At 69.7% G+C, this 21,456-nt stretch carries 21 protein-coding genes and 2 tRNA genes; 12 read left to right on the top strand and 11 right to left on the bottom strand.

What is annotated here, in order from left to right; all coding sequences use genetic code 11:
- The first annotated feature begins 139 nt into the window (after window positions 1-139).
- Both ACWD02_RS09035 and ACWD02_RS09030 read left to right on the top strand, forming a co-directional pair.
- Window positions 140-346, top strand: coding sequence for a hypothetical protein (locus ACWD02_RS09035; RefSeq protein WP_451206432.1), 207 nt, complete (start codon window positions 140-142; stop codon window positions 344-346).
- A gap of 68 nt (window positions 347-414) precedes the next feature.
- Window positions 415-1,503: a YlbL family protein gene (locus ACWD02_RS09030; RefSeq protein ID WP_451206430.1), complete on the top strand. Its 1,089-nt coding sequence runs from the start codon at window positions 415-417 to the stop codon at window positions 1,501-1,503.
- 52 nt (window positions 1,504-1,555) lie between these two features.
- Here the strand turns inward: ACWD02_RS09030 and ACWD02_RS09025 are convergent, their stop codons facing one another.
- Window positions 1,556-2,095: a PPA1309 family protein gene (locus ACWD02_RS09025; RefSeq protein WP_451206428.1), complete on the bottom strand. Its 540-nt coding sequence runs from the start codon at window positions 2,093-2,095 to the stop codon at window positions 1,556-1,558.
- Between the two features lie 125 nt (window positions 2,096-2,220).
- On the opposite strand from ACWD02_RS09025, the gene ACWD02_RS09020 reads away from it, so the two are divergent.
- The 4 genes from ACWD02_RS09020 (at window position 2,221) to ACWD02_RS09005 (ending at window position 7,571) form a co-directional block, all read left to right on the top strand.
- Entirely contained in the window at window positions 2,221-5,160 is a 2,940-nt protein-coding gene (locus tag ACWD02_RS09020; protein ID WP_451206425.1) for a UPF0182 family membrane protein, read from the top strand.
- Between the two features lie 50 nt (window positions 5,161-5,210).
- Window positions 5,211-5,284, top strand: a tRNA-Met gene (locus tag ACWD02_RS09015).
- 219 nt (window positions 5,285-5,503) lie between these two features.
- Window positions 5,504-7,324, top strand: a complete 1,821-nt coding sequence (locus ACWD02_RS09010; RefSeq protein WP_451206422.1) for a sel1 repeat family protein — start codon at window positions 5,504-5,506, stop codon at window positions 7,322-7,324.
- A gap of 173 nt (window positions 7,325-7,497) precedes the next feature.
- A tRNA-Met gene (locus tag ACWD02_RS09005) sits at window positions 7,498-7,571 on the top strand.
- Window positions 7,572-7,632: 61 nt separating this feature from the next.
- Here the strand turns inward: ACWD02_RS09005 and ACWD02_RS09000 are convergent.
- From ACWD02_RS09000 to ACWD02_RS08985, 4 genes are all read right to left on the bottom strand, one after another.
- Window positions 7,633-8,781, bottom strand: coding sequence for an ABC transporter substrate-binding protein (locus ACWD02_RS09000; RefSeq protein WP_451207435.1), 1,149 nt, complete (start codon window positions 8,779-8,781; stop codon window positions 7,633-7,635).
- 26 nt (window positions 8,782-8,807) lie between these two features.
- Window positions 8,808-9,683: an ABC transporter permease gene (locus tag ACWD02_RS08995; RefSeq protein WP_451206420.1), complete on the bottom strand. Its 876-nt coding sequence runs from the start codon at window positions 9,681-9,683 to the stop codon at window positions 8,808-8,810.
- Window positions 9,680-10,483, bottom strand: coding sequence for an ABC transporter ATP-binding protein (locus tag ACWD02_RS08990; protein ID WP_451206417.1), 804 nt, complete (start codon window positions 10,481-10,483; stop codon window positions 9,680-9,682). The genes ACWD02_RS08995 and ACWD02_RS08990 overlap by 4 nt, the downstream gene beginning before the upstream one ends.
- 164 nt (window positions 10,484-10,647) lie before the next feature.
- Entirely contained in the window at window positions 10,648-11,064 is a 417-nt protein-coding gene (locus tag ACWD02_RS08985; protein WP_451206415.1) for a Fur family transcriptional regulator, read from the bottom strand.
- Window positions 11,065-11,221: 157 nt separating this feature from the next.
- On the opposite strand from ACWD02_RS08985, the gene ACWD02_RS08980 reads away from it, so the two are divergent.
- Window positions 11,222-12,691: a catalase gene (locus ACWD02_RS08980; RefSeq protein WP_451207432.1), complete on the top strand. Its 1,470-nt coding sequence runs from the start codon at window positions 11,222-11,224 to the stop codon at window positions 12,689-12,691.
- Between the two features lie 71 nt (window positions 12,692-12,762).
- Here the strand turns inward: ACWD02_RS08980 and ACWD02_RS08975 are convergent, their stop codons facing one another.
- Together ACWD02_RS08975 and hisN are read right to left on the bottom strand one after the other, a co-directional pair.
- A complete protein-coding gene (locus ACWD02_RS08975) occupies window positions 12,763-13,161 on the bottom strand; it encodes a CBS domain-containing protein (RefSeq protein WP_451206412.1) in 399 nt (132 codons plus the stop codon).
- A 168-nt stretch (window positions 13,162-13,329) separates the two neighbouring features.
- Window positions 13,330-14,130: a histidinol-phosphatase gene (gene hisN, locus ACWD02_RS08970; protein ID WP_451206409.1), complete on the bottom strand. Its 801-nt coding sequence runs from the start codon at window positions 14,128-14,130 to the stop codon at window positions 13,330-13,332.
- A gap of 162 nt (window positions 14,131-14,292) precedes the next feature.
- Here hisN and ACWD02_RS08965 point away from each other — a divergent pair, with 162 nt between their 5' ends.
- On the top strand, window positions 14,293-14,898 hold the full coding sequence (locus ACWD02_RS08965; protein WP_451206406.1) for a TetR/AcrR family transcriptional regulator: 606 nt from the start codon (window positions 14,293-14,295) through the stop codon (window positions 14,896-14,898).
- A 17-nt stretch (window positions 14,899-14,915) separates the two neighbouring features.
- Here the strand turns inward: ACWD02_RS08965 and ACWD02_RS08960 are convergent, their stop codons facing one another.
- From ACWD02_RS08960 to ACWD02_RS08945, 4 genes are all read right to left on the bottom strand, one after another.
- Window positions 14,916-15,239 (bottom strand): DMT family transporter, encoded by a 324-nt coding sequence (locus ACWD02_RS08960; protein WP_344525002.1) that lies wholly within the window; start codon window positions 15,237-15,239, stop codon window positions 14,916-14,918.
- A gap of 108 nt (window positions 15,240-15,347) precedes the next feature.
- A complete protein-coding gene (gene rsgA, locus ACWD02_RS08955) occupies window positions 15,348-16,361 on the bottom strand; it encodes a ribosome small subunit-dependent GTPase A (protein ID WP_451206403.1) in 1,014 nt (337 codons plus the stop codon).
- A 16-nt stretch (window positions 16,362-16,377) separates the two neighbouring features.
- Window positions 16,378-17,694, bottom strand: coding sequence for a 3-phosphoshikimate 1-carboxyvinyltransferase (gene aroA / locus ACWD02_RS08950; RefSeq protein WP_451206399.1), 1,317 nt, complete (start codon window positions 17,692-17,694; stop codon window positions 16,378-16,380).
- Between the two features lie 41 nt (window positions 17,695-17,735).
- Window positions 17,736-18,458: a M50 family metallopeptidase gene (locus tag ACWD02_RS08945; protein ID WP_451206396.1), complete on the bottom strand. Its 723-nt coding sequence runs from the start codon at window positions 18,456-18,458 to the stop codon at window positions 17,736-17,738.
- A 61-nt stretch (window positions 18,459-18,519) separates the two neighbouring features.
- Between ACWD02_RS08945 and ACWD02_RS08940 the strand changes: the two genes are divergently transcribed.
- The 4 genes from ACWD02_RS08940 to rsrA all read left to right on the top strand — a co-directional run bounded on the left by ACWD02_RS08940 (window position 18,520) and on the right by rsrA (window position 21,290).
- Complete coding sequence (locus ACWD02_RS08940) at window positions 18,520-19,335, top strand: SOS response-associated peptidase (RefSeq protein WP_451206393.1); 816 nt, start codon at window positions 18,520-18,522, stop codon at window positions 19,333-19,335.
- Window position 19,336: 1 nt separating this feature from the next.
- On the top strand, window positions 19,337-19,993 hold the full coding sequence (locus ACWD02_RS08935) for an alpha/beta hydrolase family protein (RefSeq protein WP_451206390.1): 657 nt from the start codon (window positions 19,337-19,339) through the stop codon (window positions 19,991-19,993).
- Window positions 19,994-20,268: 275 nt separating this feature from the next.
- Window positions 20,269-20,949, top strand: a complete 681-nt coding sequence (locus ACWD02_RS08930; RefSeq protein ID WP_336605886.1) for a sigma-70 family RNA polymerase sigma factor — start codon at window positions 20,269-20,271, stop codon at window positions 20,947-20,949.
- Window positions 20,946-21,290: a mycothiol system anti-sigma-R factor gene (gene rsrA, locus ACWD02_RS08925; RefSeq protein ID WP_451206386.1), complete on the top strand. Its 345-nt coding sequence runs from the start codon at window positions 20,946-20,948 to the stop codon at window positions 21,288-21,290. Before ACWD02_RS08930 ends, rsrA begins: the two co-directional genes overlap by 4 nt.
- The last annotated feature ends 166 nt before the right edge of the window (window positions 21,291-21,456 follow it).

The following is a 21,456-nucleotide window of genomic DNA, read 5'->3' as shown; positions in this document are numbered from 1 at the left end:
TCGGCTGCCGTCGCGCCGGGCCAGTTGGCCCAAGGAGCCTCCGGTTGCGTAACCCGACCCCTGGCGTGAGCGTTGACGCAGCGGATGGTTAATCTGCTGATCAGTCAGTTGCGGTCGCTCAAGGGGTCGGGAGGTCGACATGGCATCACTTGCCTGGTTGCTGATTCCGTTCGCGGCAGCCGTCGGTGCGGGGCTGTGGGCCGCCTTGGCGGCGCGCAACCGCAAGTCCGGCAAGACCGGGGACAACACCGAGCTGAACGGCTACGCGGCCTTCCGCGAGGCGATGGAGAAGTCCCCCCGGGTACGTGAGGCCGCAGTCCCGGAAGGGCGTCAGAAGGCCTCCTGAGGCCCTGTGAGCCCCGTACGGACTGGCCCCAGGGGTGCACTGACAGACAGGTCCCGTACTGTCGTTCCATGCCACGCCGCACCGCGACGATGCTCGCCTCCACCCTGATGCTGATCGCGCTGCTCTGCGCCGGAGTCCTCATCAAAGTGCCGTACTCGGAGATGTCCCCGGGTCCGACGGTGAACACCCTCGGCGACCACGGCGGCGAGCCGGTGCTGCAGATCACCGGCCACAAGACGTATCCGACGACCGGTCACCTCAACATGACGACGGTCCGGGTCACGAGTGCCGACTACAACATGAACATCGCGGAGGCCGTGTACGGCTGGATGGCCCACGACAACATCGTGGTGCCGCACGACACCCTCTACCCGGACGGCAAGACCGAGCAGCAGTCGAGCCAGGAGAACGCCGAGGAGTTCAGCCAGTCCCAGGAGAGCGCCAAGGTCGCCGCGCTCAGGGAGCTGGACATCCCGGTGAAGTCCCAGGTCGTCGTCTCCACCGTCTTCAAGAACAGCCCCGCCGAGGGCAAGCTCCACGCGGGCGACGTCATCAAGAAGGTCGACGGCAAGCCCGTGAAGGAGATGACGGACGTCGCCGAGCTGGTCACCAAGCACAAGCCGGGCCAGGACGTCGTCTTCAGCCTCGTCCCCGTGAAGGAGGCGGCCGCCGCCGAGAAGGCCGGCAAGGAGCCGACCCGCACGGAGGACGTCAAGATCACCACGGAGAAGGCGAAGGACGGCCGGGCGATCGTCGGCATCCAGGCGGGCACCGATCACACGTTCCCGTTCACGATCGACATCAAGCTCGCCGACGTCGGCGGACCCAGCGCCGGACTGATGTTCGCGCTCGGCATCGTCGACAAGCTGACCCCGGACGACCTCACCGGCGGCAATTTCGTGGCCGGCACCGGCACGATCGAGGACAACGGCAAGGTCGGCCCGATCGGCGGCATCGGCATGAAGACGGTCGGCGCGCGCGCCAAGGGCGCCGAGTACTTCCTGACGCCCAAGGAGAACTGCGCCACGGCCGCCAAGGACGTCCCGGACGGCCTCACGCTGGTCAAGGTGAACACCATCGACGACGCGGTCGACTCCCTCGCCGACATCCGCAAGGGCGACACCGCGGACCTGCCGCAGTGCACGGCGAAGAAGTAGCCGGACGTACGCGGGCAGGGGAGACCCACCCGCATACGAGTACGGCGTGGCGTCAGGCGAACGTGGCCGCGAGCGCGTCCGCCAGGCCAGGAACCAGGTCGGACCCCGTCAGGACCTCGGTGGCCGAGTCCTTCTCGCGCAGCCGCAGGGCCGACTCCCGCGCACCGTCACGCAGCACCGCGACCGTCATGCGGACCTCCTGGCGGTCCGGGTGCTCGGCCACCCACTTCGCGAGCTGAGCCTCGCTGAGCCCTTCGGGGACTGACGTCTCCGCGGACGGCGGCAGCATCAGGCGCTCCACCGTGAGCGCGCAGCCCGCCACGGCGTCCGGCCAGGCGATGGTGCCGAGGAACTCGTCGAGCGGCTTGCCCTCCGGGATCTCCTCCTGCTCGATGGGTGTGAGGCCGGTCTCCTCGGGGGAGTTGTCGAGGCCGAGCTGGTTGGCGAGGCCGGGTTCTTGGGAGCGCAGTCGCGCCGTGTCGACGAGCGCGAAGAGGCGTGCGGGCCGGTCCCAGCCGAGGCCGGACGCGTACTCGTCGATCTCGAGAACGGCACGGGTGAGGGGGCTCGCTGCCATGGGAGTGTTGGACATGGTCACAATCCTGCCTCGTTAGTCCCCAGAAACGGGAACCGAGTAAAGCGTAGGTAAGTTGCATAGGTGTGGGTCCACGATCACAGGGCCCTGACGTATCAACAGAATCAACATCGAACTTCGAGGTGCGCACCTTGGCTTTCCAGATGCCGGACCGCGGCGGAGGCCCGACGGGGCCACGGATCAGAGTGGGCCGACCGTCCCGTCGCGTCCGGACCCTGCTCATGACACTGGGCATCCTGGCTGTACTCGCCATGGTGTTCGTCATGTTCGCGGGGTTCTGGACGGACTGGCTCTGGTACCGCTCGGTGAACTATTCGTCGGTCTTCACGACGACACTGTGGACCAAGATCGGCCTGTTCTTCGTCTTCGGCCTGCTGATGGCGGTCGCGGTCGGCCTGAACATCTGGCTGGCGCACAGGCTGCGCCCGCCGCTGAGCGCCATGTCGATGGAGCAGCAGAGCCTCGACCGGTACCGCATGAGCATCGCGCCGTACAAGAAGTGGCTGCTGCTCGGCATCGCCACGCTCGTCGGTCTGATCGCGGGCGCGTCCGCGGCGGGCCAGTGGCGCACATGGCTGCTCTGGGTGAACGGCGTCTCCTTCGGTCAGAAGGACCCGCAGTTCCACCTGGACGTGTCGTTCTTCGCGTTCGACCTGCCCTGGTACCGCTTCCTGCTCGGCTTCGGCTTCGCGGCCACGGTCCTCTCCCTGATCGCCGCCGCCCTGACGCACTACCTGTACGGCGGGCTGCGGGTCACCAGCCCCGGCGCGCGCGCCACGGCGGCGTCCACCGGGCACCTGTCGGTGCTGCTCGGCGTCTTCGTGACGCTCAAGGCAGTGGCGTACTGGCTCGACCGGTACGGCCTCGCGGTGAAGTCGAGCGACTTCAAGGCGACGGGCGACTGGACGGGCCTTCGCTACGTGGACGCGAACGCGTACCTGCCGGCGAAGACCATCCTGTTCTGCATCGCCGTCATCTGCGCGCTGCTCTTCTTCGGGACGCTGTGGCGGCGCACCTGGCAGCTGCCGGTCATCGGCTTCGGCCTGATGGTCCTCTCCGCCATCCTCATCGGCGGTCTGTACCCGGCCATCGTGCAGAAGTTCCAGGTCTCGCCGAACGAGCAGGCCAAGGAAGCGCCGTACATCCAGAAGAACATCAAGGCCACGCGCGACGCGTACGGCATCAGCGACGTGAAGCCCGAGGACTACAAGGGCGCAGGCAAGGCCGACGAGGACCCCGAGAAGAAGCGCGACGACGCGGACTCGGCCGCCAACTACCGGCTGAACGACCCGAACATCGTCTCGCCGACGTTCCAGCAGCTGGAGCAGGAGCGCGAGTACTACCGCTTCCCGACGACCCTGGACGTGGACCGCTACAACGGCCAGGACACCATCGTCGGTCTGCGTGAGCTCAGCCTCGACAAGCTCGACAAGCGCAACTGGATCAACGACCACTTCGCCTACACCCACGGGTACGGCATGGTCACCGCCAAGGGCACGGAGACCAAGAAGGGCTCCAAGGGCGCCCCGGACTTCACGGAGTCCGGCCTGCCGACCACCGGCAAGCTCGGTGAGTACGAGCAGCGGATCTACTACGGCGAGAAGACCACCCAGTACTCGATCGTCGGCGGGCCCCAGAAGGAGCTCGACTACGAAGAGGACGGCGGCGGCCAGAAGACCTACAGCTACAAGGGCGACAGCGGGGTCAATCTCTCCAACCCGATCAACCGCGCCGCCTACGCGGTGTCCTTCGGCGAGCCGCAGATGCTGTACTCGGGCGCCATCGGTGAGGGGTCGCGGATCCTCTACAACCGCACCCCCAAGGAGCGCGTCGAGTCGGTGGCTCCCTGGCTGACCATCGACGGCGACACGTATCCGACGGTCGTCAACGGCAGGATCCAGTGGGTCGTCGACGCCTACACGACCAGCAACGGCTATCCGTACGCCTCGCGGACCACGCTCGGCGACACCACGGCCGACTCGCTGTCGGAGTCCGACGACGCGCGCGCCGTGGTGGCCCAGCAGAACCAGGTCAACTACATCCGCAACTCGGTGAAGGCGACCGTCGACGCGTACACCGGAGAGGTCAAGCTCTACACCTGGGACGACAAGGACCCGGTCCTGAAGACCTGGAAGAAGGCGTTCCCGGACACCGTCAAGGACAAGGGTGAGATCCCCAAGGCCCTGATGGACCACCTGCGCTACCCCCAGGACATGTTCAAGGTGCAGCGCGAACTCCTGACGCTCTACCACGTCACGGACGCCGGTCAGTTCTACAACGCGTCCGACGCCTGGCAGGTGCCGAACGACCCGACGAAGAAGGACAACAGCGCGGTTCCGCCGTACTACCTGTCCATGAAGACGCCGGGCCAGACGCAGCAGCAGTTCGCACTGACGACGACGTTCACCCCCAGCGGGCGCCCCAATCTGCGCGCCTTCATGACGGTCGACGCCGACGCCAGGAGCAAGGACTTCGGCAAGATGAAACTGCTGAGAGTCACGGGCGACGTGGACGGCCCGGAACAGGTCCAGAACAAGCTGAACTCGATGACCGAGGTCGGTAACTTCGTCCGGGACATGAAGGGCGCCGACTCCGACGTCCTCTACGGAAACCTGCTGACGGTGCCACTGGACGACGGGTTCCTCTACGTCGAGCCCGTGTACGTACAGGGACGTAAGTCGGCGTATCCGCTCCTGAAGAAGGTCGCGGTGTCCTACGGCACGGAGACCGCGTTCGCGGACTCCCTGAGCGACGGCCTCAACCAGGTCTTCGGCGCCGAGGGGACCACCAAGCCACCGGCCGACGAAGGCGACACGGACGAGCCGACCGAGCCGCCCAAGTCGAACGACCCGACGGTGCAGGCTGCCCTCGACGACGCCCAGAAGGCGTTCGAGGACGGCCAGACGGCCCTGAAGGACGGCGACTGGGAGGCGTACGGCAAGGCGCAGGACGACCTGCAGGAAGCCTTGCAGCGCGCTGAGGACGCCCAGGCCAAGGCGGACGAGGGCAACAAGGGCGGCGACAAGAACAGCGACGACAAGGGCGACAAGAAGGGCGGCTGACCAGCTGCGAAACACCCCCTCCGCGCCGTGGTACGGTTTGAACACAACGGCGCGGGGTGGAGCAGCTCGGTAGCTCGCTGGGCTCATAACCCAGAGGTCGCAGGTTCAAATCCTGTCCCCGCTACTAAAGACAGAGGCCCGGATCCTTATCGGATCCGGGCCTTCGTCGTGTGTGCGTGGGGTCCGTGGCGTCGTGCGCTGGTCTGTGCGAACCGTGCTCCGCCCGGGGGGAGTTGGCACATCTGTGTTTGACTTGTCTCCCTGTGGGCATGTCGACAAAACGCTGAAGTGACCTCACTGGCTGCGGTATACCAGGTGTACCCAGGTTGCAGGTGGTGCGACGATGGACGTTATGGGGGACAAGGCAACTCTGTTGGATACAGGGCGGTTTGTGCAGGCGGCCGACCGGGACGATCCCGGGACGGTCGCCGAAGAGATGCGCCATCGGCTGGCCGCCGAGGCCGGGGATGTCGACGCGATGAGCGTCCTGGGAAGCCTTCTGCTGCGCCGCGGTGATCTCGACGGGGCCGAGTCCATGCTGCGCGCCGCGACCGCCGAGGGCGACCGTGCCGCGGCCAACAACCTCGGTGTCCTCCTCCACCAGCGCGGGTACGCCGACGAGGCGGCCGGCTGGTGGCGGGTCGCCGCCGTGGCCGGTTCCGCCGCTGCCGCGCACGCGCTCGGGCGCCACCACCGTGAGCGCGGCGACGAGCCCGCCGCGGAGTACTGGCTGCGGCAGTCCGCCGAGCAGGGCCACGCCTTGGGCGCGTACGCCCTCGCCGATCTTCTCGAGCACCGCGGTGACGTGGGCGCCGAGCGCTGGATGCGGGCCTCGGCCGAGCGTGGTCACCGCGAGGCCGCGTACCGCATCGCCCGCGCCCTCGACCGGCGGGCCACCGCCGAGCGCACGGACGGCAAGGCCACCGCGAAGGCCGACGTCAAAGGGGCACGTTCCGCTGCCGCCGAGGCAGAGCAGTGGTATCGCCAGGCCGCCGCGCGCGGTCACCGGCGGGCCGCGCTGCACCTCGGCGCGATCCTGGAGCAGCGCGGCGAGCTGAAGGAGGCCGGGCGCTGGTACCTGAACTCCGCGAAGGACGGGGAGGCGCGTGCCGCCTGCGCCCTCGGCTTCCTGCTGCGTGACGCGGGCGACGAGGAGAGCGCCGCCGTCTGGTGGCTGAAAGCGGCCCAGGACGGCGACGGGAACGCCGCGAACGCCCTGGGCGCGCTGCACGCCGAGCGGGGCGAGACCCAGACCGCCGAGCGCTGGTACAGGGCCGCCATGGACGCGGGCGACGTGAACGGCGCGTACAACCTCGGTCTGCTCTGCGCCGAGCAGGGGCGGACCGCGCAGGCCGACCAGTGGTACAGGCGCGCCGCGTACGCCGGTCACCGCGAGGCCGCCAACGCGCTCGCCGTGCTGCTGCTCCAGGGCGGCGACGCGGCGGGCGCCGAGCCGTGGTTCTCCAAGGCCGCAGAGGCGGGCAGCGTGGACGCGGCCTTCAACCTCGGGATTCTGTACGCGTCCCGTGACGACGACGACTCCGCCCTGCCCTGGTACGAGCGTGCGGCGGCCGCCGGGCACACCGAGGCCGCGCTCCAGGTCGGCACCGCGCGACTGCGGGAGGGCGACGAGCAGGAGGCCGAGCGGCATCTGCGGTGCGCGGCGGGCGGCGGCAGCGCGGAGGCGGCGTACCGCCTCGGCACGGTGCTCGACGCCCGGCGGTCCGCCGCGGGGCCACCGGCGCTCGGAGAGCCCGCCGCGGAGAAGACCGAGTGCGAGGAGTGGTACGAGCGGGCGGCCCAGCAGGGGCACCGGCGTGCTCAGGTCCGGGTCGGGATGCTGGCCGCGGGGCGCGGGGATGTCGTCGAGGCGGCACGGTGGTACCGCCTCGCGGCGGACGCCGGCAGCCGGAACGGCGCGTTCAACCTGGGGCTGCTGCTGGCCCGCGAGGGCAGTGAGCCGGAGGCGGCGCTCTGGTGGACGCGGGCCGCTGACGCGGGGCACGGGCGGGCCGCGCTCAGGCTCGCGCTGCTCTACGCTCGGCGCGGGCAGCTGGTCGAGGGGCAGCGTTGGGCTTCACGTGCCGTGGAGCTTGGGCCTGCTGAGGTTAGCGAGCGAGCCGCTCGCTTGCGCGAAGCGCTTCAGCAGGAGCTGACCGCTTAGCCCCCTGCTTGTGCCCTGCGCCTGCGCCTGTCGTGACTCGGAGTCGTTCGGCGGGTGCAGTCCGAGGGTGGGCTGTGCCCACCCGTTGCGCCCTGCGGAACGCCTGCCCACACCAGCGCACGGAACGGATTTGCGCTGGTCGTCGCCCTTGACGTACGGTTGCAACACAACGGCGCGGGGTGGAGCAGCTCGGTAGCTCGCTGGGCTCATAACCCAGAGGTCGCAGGTTCAAATCCTGTCCCCGCTACTAAAGGCCAGAGGCCGGGAAGCATCAGCTTCCCGGCCTCTGGTGTGTCCGGGGCGCTTGATCAAGGCCGTTTGTGGCCCACCGCCTCCTCGTACAGCCTGCGGTCCACCGCCTTCCCCTCCGGGACCTTCTCGCCCTCGGCGACGCCCGCGGCTTCGTACGCCGCCTGGAGCCGGTCCGTCGTGCCGGCCCGGATCTCCCAGTCCATGCGCAGTGACGGAGTCGACCTCAGGACCGCTTCGTCGATCTTCAAGAGCTTCGCGAGGTCGGCCACGAAGGTCTTGTCCGCCTTGTAGTCACCGGCGAAATAGGTGTTCACGGTCCTGATGTACGCGCGCAGCAGCGCGACGCCCGCGTCCGGGTCCTCGGTCAGGAGACGGGGGCCGAAGAGGAGACCGCCGAGCGGTTCGCCCTGGGGCTGGCCGCCGAGGAAGGCGTACCGCTCGTCGCCGTCGACCTTGCGCCAGACCGGGTCGAGGAGCCAGGCGGAGTCGGTGCCGCCGTTCTGGAGGGCCGTCAGGACGTCCGCCGAACCCAGCTGCTGGAACTGGATCTTGTCGAGGCCGCCGCCGTGCTTCTTCAGCGCCTTGCCCATGGGGTACGAGATGACCGACCCCTTGCCGATCATGGTGCCGAGCTTGCGGCCCGCCATCGGGACGTGGTCCGCGCTCTCGCCCTTCTTCAGCTTCACCCAGAGCCCGCTCCTGGACTTCGGATCGGGGGAGAAGTTCCCGGCCGCCCACTTGATGGTGAAGCCGCCCGTGATGCCATTCATGACGGCGGCCTCGGGGGCGGCCCACTGGGCGTCGATGTCCCCCTTGGCGAGGAGGGGGAGTGCGTCGGGGGTCGGAAGCACCTTGAGCTGGACGTTCAGGCCCTCCTTCTTGAACTCGCCCTTCTGCACGGCCATTTGCAGGGGAGCGACGTACTCGGCGCTGAGCGTGCCCGTGGCGATGGTGAGGTCGCGTTCCTTCGACAGTGGCCGCGGTGCCGGGGCGCCCTTGTCGCAGCGTGCGGGCGCGCGGTCCACGGCCAGGTCGGACGGGTCCGTCCAGCTGCCCTTGCCACAGCCGGGGACCGCCTTGACGGCGCGGGGCTTCGCGGGTGTTGCCGAGTCCGGGGTGTCGTCCTCCTTCGCGCAGCCCGCGGAGGCGAGCAGCGAGCTCGCGACGAGGAGGGCCAGGGCGGAGAACCGGGTGCGGGTGTGCATGGAGCCTCCGTACGCGTACGACTGGTTCATGACTGGCTTCTGCCGCGGTCGCGCGGGGCCCACGGGGTGAGCAACCTGCCCGCGATCCGCACCAGTTCGGAGAAGACGACGCCGAGCACGGCGACGCAGACGATGCCGACGAACATCACGTCGTTCTGGAACAGCGCGCGGGAGTCGAAGATCAGGTGGCCGAGGCCGTTCGACGCCGCGATCTGCTCGGATGCCACGATCACCAGGACCGCGACGCCCGCCGCGATGCGCGCGCCCACGAGCACGGCGGGCAGCGAGGCGGGCAGCAGGACGTGGCGGAACATCTGCCACGGTGACGCCCCGAAGACCTGGCCCGCGTCGCGGTGCCCCGAGGGCACGGCGAGCACCGCCGCCATCGTCGAGATCCAGACGAAGAAGAAGACGGTGGCCGCCACCAGCGCGATCTGCGGGCCCTCCCCGAGGCCGAACATGTTCAGGAAGACGGGCAGCAGGGCCAGCTTCGGTACGACGTACAGCGCGTCCAGGAGCGGTTCGAGTGCCGCGCGCACGAGCGAGAGCGAGCCCATGAGGAGGCCGAGCACGTAGCCGGTGACCGTGCCGATCGCGTAACCGGCGAGCACGCGCTTGAGCGTGGCCCGGACGTCGGGCCACAGGTCGCCGTCCGCCGCGCGCTCCCAGCCGTCCTCCAGGATGGTCTGGGGAGCGGGGTAGACGCGGTCGTCGATCCAGGCCTGGGTGGCGGCGAGCTGCCACAGGAGGAGCAGGGCGAGGGGGGCGGCCACGGCGAGGCCGGTCTCCAGGGTGCGGCGCCTGCGGTGGGTGCGGGCGGGGTGCAGTTCCTGGGGGCCCGGCCTGCGGACGAGCACGCCGTCCTCGGGGCCGGCCGCCTTGCGTGGGGTGGTCGTCGTCATGCCGGGACCGCCTCGTCCCGTGCGCCCGGCGAGTCGTCGCGGACCACCTCGCCGCGCAGCAGGTCCCACAACTCGCCCTTGAGGGCGGTGAACTCAGGCGTCGCACGTACGTCGCCGGTGCGGGGCCTGGGGAACGGCGGGCGGTGTTCGGCGATGATGCGGCCCGGCCGGGCGGACATGACCAGGACGCGGTCGCCGAGCACGATCGCCTCTTCGAGGCTGTGGGTGATGAAGAGGGTGGTGGTGCGGGTGGTCTGCGTGAGGTCGAGGAGCTCGTCCTGGAGGATCGTGCGGAGCTGGGCGTCCAGGGCCGCGAACGGCTCGTCCATCAGCAGGATCTCGGGCTCGACGGCCAGGGCGCGGGCGATGGCCACGCGTTGGCGCATGCCGCCGGAGAGGGTGGCGGGGTAGGCGTCGGCGAAGTCGGCAAGGCCCAGGCGGGTCAGCCAGTCCGTGGCGCGGGCGTTTGCTTCCTTTCGCGGTACGCGCTGGATGTCCAGGCCGAAGCGGACGTTGGCCTGGACGGTCTTCCAGTCGTAGATGCCGTAGTCCTGGAAGATCATCGCGGCGGGGCGCGGGTCCGCGGTGCGGATCGTCAGCTGTCCCTGGCTCGGCCGCAGCAAGCCTGCGGCTATGCGGAGCAGGGTCGACTTTCCGCAGCCGGAGGGGCCGACGATGCAGGTGAATTCGCCCGGGGCGACGGTGAGGTCCACCGGGCCCAGAGCGTCCACGGCCTTGGCGCCGCGGCCGAACGTTCTTGTCACTGCGTGGGCTTCTAGTTTCGGGTGCGGGTCTCCCACGGGGTCTCCTTGCGGAGGACGGGCGGATATTTGGGCCCGCCGACGATATGACGCACCGTCAGTTTCCGGAAGAGGTCGGCGCGAATCATGCGCCCGCAGGGCACGCGAAGGCCCCCGGTGTCATCGGACTCCGGGGGCCTTCACGTACGTACGGAGGAGAAGCGCTATCCCGCCGCGCAGCCAGGGCACGTGCCTCGGTACGTGACGTCCGCGCCCTCGACCGTGAAGCCGAAGCGCTCCGAGTCGGGGAGGCTGCTCAGCGGGTTGCCCGTGGGGTGGACGTCGCGGATCGTGCCGCACTGCGCGCACACCAGGTGCTGGTGGGGGCGGTGGGCGTTCGGGTCGTACCGCTTGGCCCGGCGGTCCGTCGAGACCTCGATGACCTCGCCGAGGGTCACCAGCTCGCCCAGGGTGTTGTAGACGGTCGCTCGGGAGATCTCGGGCAGCTTGCCGACGGCGCGGGCGTGCACCTCGTCCGCCGTCAGGTGGACGTGGTCCCCGTCGAGGACCTCGGCCACGACGCGCCGCTGCGCGGTCATGCGCCAGCCGCGTCCGCGCAGTCGTTCCAACAGGTCGCTCATGAGAACCAGCCTAACAGGTGGGAAGCCTAAGTCCCGACGAGGTGTGACTTTGGATGCTTACTTGACTTAGACAATGTCTATCGTAGGATCGAGTTCGGCAGAAGCCAAGGACACGGCTTGGGCCAAGGGCAACGCCAAGGGACAGGACTTGCAGGAAATGACGCAGGAGGCGCACGTGACGCAGGGACCGCTCACCACGGAGGCCGGAGCGCCGGTCGCCGACAACCAGCAAAGCGAGACCGCGGGCCTCGGCGGACCGGTCCTCGTCCAGGACCAGCTCCTGCTCGAGAAGCTCGCTCACTTCAACCGCGAGCGCATCCCGGAGCGCGTCGTGCACGCCCGGGGCGCGGGTGCGTATGGCACCTTCACGCTCACCCGTGACGTCTCGCAGTGGACGCGCGCCAAGTTCCTCTCCGAGGTCGGCAAGCAGACCGAGACGTTCCTGCGCTTCTCCACCGTCGCCGGCAACCTCGGCGCGGCCGACGCGGTGCGCGACCCGCGCGGCTGGGCGCTGAAGTTCTACACCGAGGAGGGCAACTACGACCTCGTCGGCAACAACACGCCGGTCTTCTTCATCCGGGACGCCATCAAGTTCCCCGACTTCATCCACACCCAGAAGCGCGACCCGTACACGGGCTCGCAGGAGGCGGACAACGTCTGGGACTTCTGGGGTCTCAGCCCGGAGAGCACCCACCAGGTGACCTGGCTCTTCGGCGACCGCGGCATCCCCGCCTCGTACCGCCACATGGACGGCTTCGGCTCGCACACGTTCCAGTGGAACAACGAGGCCGGCGAGGTCTTCTGGGTCAAGTACCACTTCAAGACCGACCAGGGCATCAAGAACCTCACGCAGGACGAGGCCAACAAGCTCGCCGGTGAGGACCCCGACTCCCACCAGCGCGACCTGCGCCAGTCGATCGAGCGCGGCGAGTTCCCGTCCTGGACCGTGCAGGTGCAGATCATGCCCGCGGCGGACGCGGCCACGTACCGCTTCAACCCGTTCGACCTCACCAAGGTGTGGCCGCACGCGGACTACCCGCCGATCGAGATCGGCAAGCTGGAGCTCAACCGCAACCCGGAGAACGTCTTCGCGGAGGTCGAGCAGAGCATCTTCTCGCCCGCCCACTTCGTGCCCGGCATCGGGCCGTCCCCGGACAAGATGCTCCAGGGCCGCCTCTTCGCGTACGGCGACGCCCACCGCTACCGCGTCGGCATCAACGCCGACCACCTGCCGGTGAACCGCCCGCACGCCACCGAGGCACGCACCCACTCGCGTGACGGCGCGCTGTACGACGGCCGCCACAAGGGTACGAAGAACTACGAGCCGAACAGCTTCGGCGGTCCCTTCCAGACGGACCGGGCGCTGTGGCAGCCCGTCCCCGTCACCGGCGCCACCGGCAACCACGAGACGCCCCGGCACGCCGAGGACAACGACTTCGTGCAGGCGGGCAACCTCTACCGCCTGATGTCCGAGGACGAGAAGGGCCGCCTGGTCGACAACCTGGCGGGTTTCCTCGCCAAGGTCTCACGCGAGGACATCGTGGACCGCGGGATCAACAACTTCCGTCAGGCGGACGGTGACTTCGGCAAGCGTCTGGAGGCCGCGGTCCAGGCCCTGCGCGGCTGAGACCGCTTGTCGTAGGGAAAAGGCGGGCCGGATCCCCTCGGGGGTCCGGCCCGCTGCCGTTTCGGGGGCGCTCAGGCCGTGAGGGTGGGTGCGGGCTGCCTGCTCGGGGCCCAGCAGCGGATGATGTCGCGGACCGAGACGATGCCGGTCGGTTCGTTGCCGTCCATCACGATCAGGTGCCGGAAGCCGCCGTGCGACATGGCGTCGGCCGCCTCCTCCAGGGTCCAGGACGGTGCGGCGAAGACGACGTCGGTCGTGGTGTGGGTGCCTGCGGTCTCGGTGTCGGGGTTCTGGCCGAGGCCCAGCGAGACGAGGACGTCGCGCTCGGTCAGGATTCCTAGGCCGGTGTCGGCGTCGAGGACGACGGCCGCGCCGACGCGGCGCGCCGACATCAGCCGGGCCGCTTGGCGCAGTGTGTGGGCGGGACCGATGGTCAGGACCATCGTGCTCATGGCGTCGCGGACGAGCATGGGCTTGAGCCACCTCCTGGGTGGACCGCAAGAGAAGCGGTTCACAAGTTCACAAGTGGGGGGACTCTCAGAGTCGCAGCCATGCGGGGAGTCAACAAGGGGGCGCGTGCTGCCGGTTCAGGGCGTACACGCAAAGGGCGCGCGCCTCGGACGTGAGGGGCGTACGCCTCAGTAGCGCTGGTTGAGGTAGCCGAGCAGTTCCTCGTGGAGCAGGCCGTTCGACGCCGCCGCGTTGCCGCTGTGCGGGCCCGGAGTGCCGTCGAGGCCGGTGAAGGTGCCGCCCGCCTCGGTCACGATGATCGCGGTCGCCGCCATGTCCCAGAGCGAGAGCTCGGGCTCCGCGCAGATGTCGACCGAGCCCTCGGCGACCATCATGTACGGCCAGAAGTCGCCGTATCCCCGGGTGCGCCAGACCGCGCGCGTGAGGTCCATGAACCCGTCGAGGCGGCCCTGCTCCTCCCAGCCCGTGAGCGAGGAGTACGCGAACGAGGCGTCCTGGAGCCGCGAGACCTTCGAGGCGTGCAGCCGGGTCGCGGAGGTCAGGCTGCGCCCGGTGTAGGCCCCGGCGCCCTTCGCCGCCCACCAGCGGCGGCCGAGCGCGGGCGCCGACACGACACCCACCACCGGCTGGAAGCCGCCCTCGCCCGCCTCCATCAGGGCGATCAGCGTGGCCCAGACGGGCACCCCGCGCACGTAGTTCTTGGTGCCGTCGATCGGGTCGATCACCCAGCGGCGCGGGCCCGTGCCCTCGACGCCGAACTCCTCGCCGAGGATCGCGTCGCGCGGCCGCCCCCGCTTCAGGTTCGAGCGGATCAGCTCCTCGGCCGTTTTGTCCGCCTCGCTCACCGGCGTCATGTCCGGCTTGGTCTCGACCTTGAGGTCGAGAGCCTTGAACCGGTCCATCGTCGCGGCGTCGGCGGCGTCCGCGAGGACATGGGCAAGACGCAGATCATCGTGGTAGTCGGGCATGAGTGAACAGTATCGATCTCGTTGTGCCTGAGCCACAGCGCCGTATGTCCGGGCCATTCCGGGACATGACGCATACCGTGCCAGGTCGCGCCGGGAGTATTGACACCGCTTCCGAGCGCGTCAACTCTGGCCGCAGAGCCGCTTCGGCCCCGGGAGGCGACGATGCCTGCGGCACGGGAATCCTTACTGGACGCGGCCCACACGGCGCTCGCCCGCCGACCGTGGCCCGGCGTCCGCATGGTCGACGTCGCGGCCACCGCCGGGGTGTCCCGGCAGACCCTCTACAACGAGTTCGGCAGCAAGGACGGCCTCGCGCGCGCCCTGCTCCGGCGCGAGACCGACGCCTATCTGCACGGCGTGGAGCGCGCGTTGGCCGTGGAGGGCGGTCCTGTGGACCGGCTCGCCGCGGTGAGCGCGTGGACGATCACCGCCGCGCGCGGCAACGAACTCGCCCGGGCCATGCTCACCGGCTGCTGGAGCGAACGGCTGCCCGCGCCGACCAGGCCCGGGATCTCCTCGTCGCCCGTACCGGCACAGCGGCGCGCGGACGCGGGTGTTCCCTCGCCCGCCGAACTGCTCGCCCTCGTCCGGGACAAGGCGGTGAACGCGCTGAACGGCCGGGCGCGGCCGAAGGACACGGAGGAGCTGGCCATGGCCTGCGAGAGCGCCGTGCGGATGGCGCTGTCGTACGTCGTCGCGCCCTCCCCGGCGGGTGAGGATCCCGTCGAACTCGTGCGCGGGACCCTCGGGCGCTGGATCAACGTCTGAACCCCTGAGGCGGCGTTCTAGTGCGCGGAGCCCGAAAGCTGCAGGCCGATGACGCCCGCGATCACCAGCGAGATGGAGACGATCTTGAGCGTGGAGACCACGTCACCGAGGAAGATCATGCCGTAGATCGCGGTGCCCGCGGCGCCGATGCCCGTCCAGACCGCGTACGCCGGACCCACGTCCAGCTTGCGCAGCGCGAGCGTGAGCAGGCCGAAGCTGCCGAGGGCGAAGGCCGCGAAGGTGATCGTCGGCCAGAGTCGGGTGAAGCCGTGCGAGAGCTTGAGGCAGACCGCGAAACCGGTCTCCAGGAATCCCGCGACGATGACCAGCAGCCACGCCATGTCTGTGCCTCCGCAACCATACGTTCGGTGACCGCTTCGCCTGCCTTGGTTCAGGCCTGGTGCGATTATGCCTTTGCCGCTCCGCCCAGGGCGCAAACAACGGCGAGGTCAGTCGTCGTCGCGTCGCTCACGGGTGGCGAGGAGCCTGCGCAGCGAATAGAGCCGCGCGGGATCCGCGTGCCCCCCTTCCACCCACGCGTCAAGGGCGCAGTCCGGCTCGTCGTGGCTGCACGCGCGCGGGCACTCCTCCGTCCCCGGCACCAGGTCGGGGAAGGCGAGGATGACGCGGGACGGGTCTACGTGATGCAGGCCGAAGGAACGCACGCCGGGCGTGTCGATCACCCAGCCGCCGGACGAGTCCGCCAGTGGCAGGGCGAGCGCCGACGTGGTGGTGTGGCGGCCGCGGCCCGTGACGGCGTTGACGTGCCCGGTGCTGCGCCGGCGCTCCTCCGGGACCAGGGCGTTCACCAGGGTCGTCTTGCCCACACCGGAGTGCCCGACGAAGGCGGTGACCTTGCCGTCGAGCACCTCGTGCACCCGGGCGAGCTCCGCCTCGTCGGTGAACTCCTCGCGGCTGGTGACGACATAGGGCATGTCGAGCGTGGAGTAGGTCTCCAGGATCTTGTCGGCGGACGCCAGGTCGGACTTGGTCAGGACGAGGAGCGGCGTGAGACCGCCGTCGTACGCCGCCACGATGCAGCGGTCGATCAAGCGCGTGCGCGGCTCGGGATCGGCGAGGGCGGTGACGATGGCCAGCTGGTCGGCGTTGGCGACGACCACCCGCTCGTACGGGTCGTCGTCGTCGGCCGTGCGCCGCAGGACCGACGTACGCGGCGAGATGCGCACGATGCGCGCGAGGGTGTCCTTCTTGCCGGAGAGATCCCCGACGAGTGAGACGCGGTCGCCCACCACGGCGGCCTTGCGGCCCAGTTCGCGGGCCTTCATGGCCATGACGACCCGGTCGTCGACCAGGACGGTGAGGCGGCCCCGGTCGACGGTGAGGACCATGCCGTCGGAGGCGTCCTCGTGCTTGGGCCTGATGTGCGTGCGCGGGCGGTTGCCCTTGCGGTTGGGGCGGACGCGGATGTCGTCCTCGTCGGGGTTCTTTCCGTAGCGGCGCATGTTCTGGGTCCGCCCGTCAGTTCCCGAGCATTCCGGTCCAGAGGTCGGGGAAGTCCGGCAGCGTCTTCGCCGTCGTCGCGACGTTCTCGATCTGCACGCCCTCCACCGCGAGGCCGATGATCGCGCCCGCGGTGGCCATGCGGTGGTCGTCGTACGTGTGGAAGATCCCGCCGTGCAGGCGGCGCGGACGGATGTGCAGGCCGTCGGCGGTCTCGGTGACGTCGCCGCCGAGTTCGTTGATCTCCTTGGTGAGGGCCGCCAGGCGGTCCGTCTCGTGCAGCCGCAGGTGGGCGACGCCGCGCAGGGTCGAGGGGGAGTCGGCGAGGGCCGCGACGGCCGCGATGCCGGGGGTCAGCTCGCCGACCTCGCTCAGGTCGACGTCGAGGCCGTGGACCGATCCTGAGCCGGTGAACACGAGCCCCTGCTCGGTCAGTTCGCAGGAACCGCCCATCTCGGTGAAGATCTCCCGCAGCTTGTCGCCGGGCTGGGTGGTGTGCGCGGGCCAGTCGGGGATGGTCACGCGGCCGCCGGTGACCAGCGCGGCAGCCAGGAACGGCTGGGCGTTGGAGAGGTCCGGCTCGACGGTCAGATCGCGGCCGAGCAGGGCGCCGGGGGTGACCCGCCACACGTTCGGCTCGCCGCCCGACTCCGGGGTGTCCACCTGGGCGCCGACCGCGCGGAGCATGTCGACGGTCATCCGGATGTGCGGCATGGAGGGCAGCGCGGAGCCGGTGTGGCGTACCTCGACACCCTGGTTGAAGCGCGGGCCCGAGAGCAGCAGGGCGCTCACGAACTGGGAGGACGAGGAGGCGTCGATCTCGACAGGGCCGCCGTCCAGCGCGCCCGCGCCGTGCACGGTCAGCGGCAGCGCGCCGCGGCTGTCGTCGTCGATGCGGGCGCCGAGCACGCGCAGGGCGTCGATCACGCCGTTCAGCGGACGCTCGTACGAACGGGGGTCGCCGTCGAAGCGGATCGCGCCGTCGGCGAGGGCGGCGACCGGCGGCAGGAAGCGCATGACCGTGCCGGCGTTGCCGACGTCGACCGTGGCGGGGCCGTGCAGGCCGGAGGGGATGATCCGCCAGGCCTCACCGGAGCCGTCCGGGCCGACGCCCTCCTCGATGCCGACGCCGAGCGCGCGCAGGGCGCCCGCCATCAGGAGGGTGTCGCGGGAGCGCAGCGGCCGGCGCAGCCAGCCGGGCTCGGCGGCGAGGGCGGCCAGGACGAGACCGCGGTTGGTGACCGATTTGGACCCGGGCACATGGACCGTCGCGGCGACGGCTCCGCTCGCGTGCGGGGCTGGCCAGAGGGTGCTGTGCGCTGGGTTTACGGTCATGCCCCCACTTTAGTGGCAGAGAGGTGAGGGGTCGTGGCTGCTCAGAGGCCGAGCAGCCAGCGTCCGCCGCCTATCAGCGAGCACAGTGAGACGGCGTGGAAGAGGAAGAGCCACATCCCCGCGGGGACGTGCGTGAGCCGCGACAGCTGGTCCGCGTCCGAGTCGCCCGCACCCCCGCGCCTGCGCTTGGACTGCAGCTCGAAGGCGGGCCGCACGCCGCCGAGGAGCAGGAACCACACCACCGCGTACGCGAAAGCCGCCTGCACCTGCGAGCTGGTCAGCCAGGAGACCAGCAGGAAGGTGCCGCCGGTGACGACGACCGTGAGGGCGCCGTACGCGTTCCGGATCATGACGAGCATCACGATGAGCAGCGCCGTCGCGATCCACAGGAAAGCGGTGATGTGGTCGGCGGCGAGCAGCGCGGCGCCCGCCAGGCCGAGCAGGGGCGGCGCGGTGTAGCCCGACGCGGCGGTCAGGATCATGCCTATGCCGGTGGGCTTGCCGCGGGAGACGGTGAGGCCGCTGGTGTCGGAGTGCAGCCGGATGCCGTCGAGGCGGCGCCCGGTGAGCAGGGCGACCAGGCCGTGGCCGCCCTCGTGCGCGATGGTGATGGCGTTGCGGGCGACCCGCCAGATCCCGTGCGGGAGGACGACGGCGAGGGCGACGACGCCGGTGGCGATCACCAGCCACTCGTCGGGGGCGGCCTGCGTGCCGAAGACCCGGTCCCAGAGGTCGGTCAGGCTGGCGTTCGCGGTGCTTTCCATTGCTGCAGCCATTGTCGGGACTGACTCCTCTGGTCGTACGGGGTCTGGCAGTCTGGCACGTATGTGCGGACGGTATGCATCGAGTCGTAGGCCCGAGGATCTCGCAGGAATCTTTGAGATCGAGAAGTGGGAGCCGGAAGAGGCGCTGGCCCCGGATTTCAACGTGGCTCCGACCAAAGAGGTCTACGCGGTCCTGGACCGTCCCGTGAAAGACGCCGAGGACCCGCGTCCGGTTCGCCAGCTGCGCACGCTCAATTGGGGACTCGTCCCGTCCTGGTCGAAGACGCCCGAGGGCGGCGCCCGGATGATCAACGCCCGCGCGGAGACGGTGCACGAGAAGCCGTCCTACCGCCGGGCCTTCGCCACCCGCCGCTGCGTCATCCCGGCCGACGGCTACTACGAGTGGGTCACCGCCGCCGCCGAGCGGGATCTGGAGGTCGAGGGCAAGAAGAAGCGGCCGCGCAAGCAGCCCTACTTCGTGACGCCCGCCGACGGCTCGGTCTTCGCGATGGCCGGGCTCTACGAGTTCTGGCGCGACAAGACGCTCCCCGACGAGCACCCCCTCGCCTGGTGGGTGACGTGCACGGTGATCACCACCGAGGCGGAGACCGCGCCCCTGGCGGTCGCGCCCGAGGAAGGCCCGCGCTCGCTGCACGACATCCACCCGCGGATGCCCCTGATGCTGACCCCGGACCGCTGGGACGCCTGGCTCGACCCCTCGCGCACGGACGTCGAGGACCTGCGCACGCTCCTGGAGCCGCCGCCGCACGGCCTGATGCGGGCCTTCCCGGTGTCGACGGCGGTCAGCAACGTACGCAACAACGGCCCGGAGCTGCTGAAGGAGCTCGAGGGGCCCGAGGAAGGCACACTCTTCTGATGTGACCAAGAGCGCTGTGACCAAGAGTGAGATCGCAACGACCGACGCGGGTGACGCACGCATCACCTGGCATCCCGCGCCGAGGAGCAAGGCGCGCCTGGTCCTGGCCCTGAGCCACGGAGCCGGCGGCGGCATCGAGGCCCGTGACCTGCGGGCCGTCGCCGCCGCCCTGCCCGCGCACGGCGTCACCGTCGCCCTCGTGGAGCAGCCCTGGCGCGTCGCGGGCAAGAAGCTGGCGCCCGCGCCGAAGACCCTGGACGTGGGATGGCGCGGCCTGTGGCCCGCGCTGGCGAAGCCCGGCCTCCCGGTGATCGCGGGCGGCCGGAGCGCAGGGGCGCGGGTGGCGTGCCGTACGGCCACCGAGCTCGGCGCCGTCGCCGTACTGGCTCTCAGCTTCCCCCTGCACCCGCCGGGCAAGCCGGAGAAGTCCCGCGCCGAGGAACTGCTCGGCGCCGGGGTGCCGACCCTCGTCGTGCAGGGCGGGAACGACCCCTTCGGGAAGCCCGCGGAGTTCCCCGGGGGGACGTACGAAATCGTGGAGGTTCCCTACGCCGATCATGGCTTCGCTGTTCCCAAGCGCGCGGACATCGGCGAGGCCGAGGCCATGACGATCGTCACGGATGGCGTCACGCGGTGGACGGGAATGTTGGATGCGTGACCTCTGTTGTGCCGAACAGAAGCCAAACGCTGTTGGTACGAGAGGAAGTCCGCCGCATGGGTTCGACCATCTGCCCGCCCGTCTCCCGCCACCGCCCTTCTGCGGACGGGCAGAACCCGGCACCTTCTTTTTCCCGCTCCGGCGCCTCTGACCTGGAGTGGACGGTGCTGAGCGCGCCCAAGACCGCTCCTATTCGAGCGGCGGCGGGACCGGATCGTCGTCTATCCTCCGATTCGAGTGGGACTGCCTTTGGTCTCGCCACGTCTTTGGAGGAGGTGGGTCCGGTCACTGGGACCGACGCAGGGGCCGAGAACGGCCAGGCGGAGCGACCCGACGGAAGCGCTGAGACGTCGGCGGAGCGCACGGCCCGCTTCGAGCGGGACGCCCTGGGCTTCCTCGACCAGATGTACTCGGCGGCGCTGCGCATGACGCGCAACCCGGCGGACGCGGAGGACCTGGTGCAGGAGACCTACGCCAAGGCGTACGCGTCGTTCCACCAGTTCCGTGAGGGCACCAACCTCAAGGCGTGGCTGTACCGCATCCTCACCAACACGTTCATCAACTCGTACCGCAAGAAGCAGCGCGAGCCCCAGCGCAGCGCCGCCGAGGAGATCGAGGACTGGCAGCTCGCGCGTGCCGAGTCGCACATGTCCACCGGTCTGCGCTCGGCCGAGTCGCAGGCGCTCGATCACCTGCCGGATTCGGACGTGAAGTCCGCACTGCAGGCGATCCCCGAGGAATTCCGCATCGCCGTCTATCTGGCCGACGTAGAGGGCTTTGCGTACAAGGAGATCGCGGACATTATGGGGACACCCATCGGTACGGTGATGTCCCGGTTGCACCGCGGCCGTCGCCAACTGCGCGGCATGCTCGAGGACTACGCCCGTGACCGCGGCCTCGTCCCCGCCGGCGCCGCGTCAGAGTCGTCGAACGAAGCGAAAGGCTCAGGCTCATGAGCTGCGGAGAGCCGCACGAGACGGATTGCAGTGAAGTCCTGGACCATCTGTACGAGTTCCTGGACCACGAGATGCCGGACAGCGACTGCACCAAGTTCGAGACGCACTTCGAGGAGTGCTCCCCGTGCCTGGAGAAGTACGGCCTCGAGCAGGCGGTCAAGAAGCTGGTGAAGCGCTGCTGCGGCCAGGACGACGTGCCGGTCGACCTGCGCGCCAAGGTCATGGGACGCATCGATCTGATCCGCTCGGGCGAGGCCGTGCCCGAGCACGACGTGACGGTGGAGACGGTGACCGCCGAGGGCGGTGTGCAGGCCAAGAGCCTGCGGGCCAAGGAAGCCTGAGTCGCCGGTAGTTGAGCGTGAGCAGGCCGTGACGGAACTCCGTCACGGCCTGCTTTTTTCTGTTCACCGTCACTCGTACGTGCCAATTTCCGCGTGCGGGGCTCGGAGCGGGCGGCAGTCGTTCTAGTCTCCGGACCTTGGAACGTGGTCCCTGGGGACGGTCACG

Source organism: Streptomyces sp. NPDC002853, assembly GCF_053591915.1.
The sequence above is the reverse complement of the archived record's forward strand: the minus strand, read 5'-3'. Positions and strand labels throughout refer to the sequence as shown.

Coding starts and splice junctions, on each gene's coding strand:
- ACWD02_RS08940 (WP_451206393.1), top strand. CDS start 18,520: ATGTGCGGACGGTATGCATCGAGTCGTAGGCCCGAGGATCTCGCAGGA.
- ACWD02_RS08945 (WP_451206396.1), bottom strand. CDS start 18,458: ATGGAAAGCACCGCGAACGCCAGCCTGACCGACCTCTGGGACCGGGTC.
- ACWD02_RS09000 (WP_451207435.1), bottom strand. CDS start 8,781: ATGCACACCCGCACCCGGTTCTCCGCCCTGGCCCTCCTCGTCGCGAGC.
- aroA (WP_451206399.1), bottom strand. CDS start 17,694: ATGACCGTAAACCCAGCGCACAGCACCCTCTGGCCAGCCCCGCACGCG.
- ACWD02_RS08975 (WP_451206412.1), bottom strand. CDS start 13,161: ATGCTCGTCCGCGACGCCATGAGCACGATGGTCCTGACCATCGGTCCC.
- ACWD02_RS08965 (WP_451206406.1), top strand. CDS start 14,293: ATGCCTGCGGCACGGGAATCCTTACTGGACGCGGCCCACACGGCGCTC.
- ACWD02_RS08985 (WP_451206415.1), bottom strand. CDS start 11,064: ATGAGCGACCTGTTGGAACGACTGCGCGGACGCGGCTGGCGCATGACC.
- rsgA (WP_451206403.1), bottom strand. CDS start 16,361: ATGCGCCGCTACGGAAAGAACCCCGACGAGGACGACATCCGCGTCCGC.
- ACWD02_RS09025 (WP_451206428.1), bottom strand. CDS start 2,095: ATGTCCAACACTCCCATGGCAGCGAGCCCCCTCACCCGTGCCGTTCTC.
- ACWD02_RS09010 (WP_451206422.1), top strand. CDS start 5,504: ATGGACGTTATGGGGGACAAGGCAACTCTGTTGGATACAGGGCGGTTT.
- ACWD02_RS08980 (WP_451207432.1), top strand. CDS start 11,222: ATGACGCAGGAGGCGCACGTGACGCAGGGACCGCTCACCACGGAGGCC.
- ACWD02_RS09035 (WP_451206432.1), top strand. CDS start 140: ATGGCATCACTTGCCTGGTTGCTGATTCCGTTCGCGGCAGCCGTCGGT.
- ACWD02_RS09030 (WP_451206430.1), top strand. CDS start 415: ATGCCACGCCGCACCGCGACGATGCTCGCCTCCACCCTGATGCTGATC.
- ACWD02_RS08960 (WP_344525002.1), bottom strand. CDS start 15,239: ATGGCGTGGCTGCTGGTCATCGTCGCGGGATTCCTGGAGACCGGTTTC.
- hisN (WP_451206409.1), bottom strand. CDS start 14,130: ATGCCCGACTACCACGATGATCTGCGTCTTGCCCATGTCCTCGCGGAC.
- ACWD02_RS08995 (WP_451206420.1), bottom strand. CDS start 9,683: ATGACGACGACCACCCCACGCAAGGCGGCCGGCCCCGAGGACGGCGTG.
- rsrA (WP_451206386.1), top strand. CDS start 20,946: ATGAGCTGCGGAGAGCCGCACGAGACGGATTGCAGTGAAGTCCTGGAC.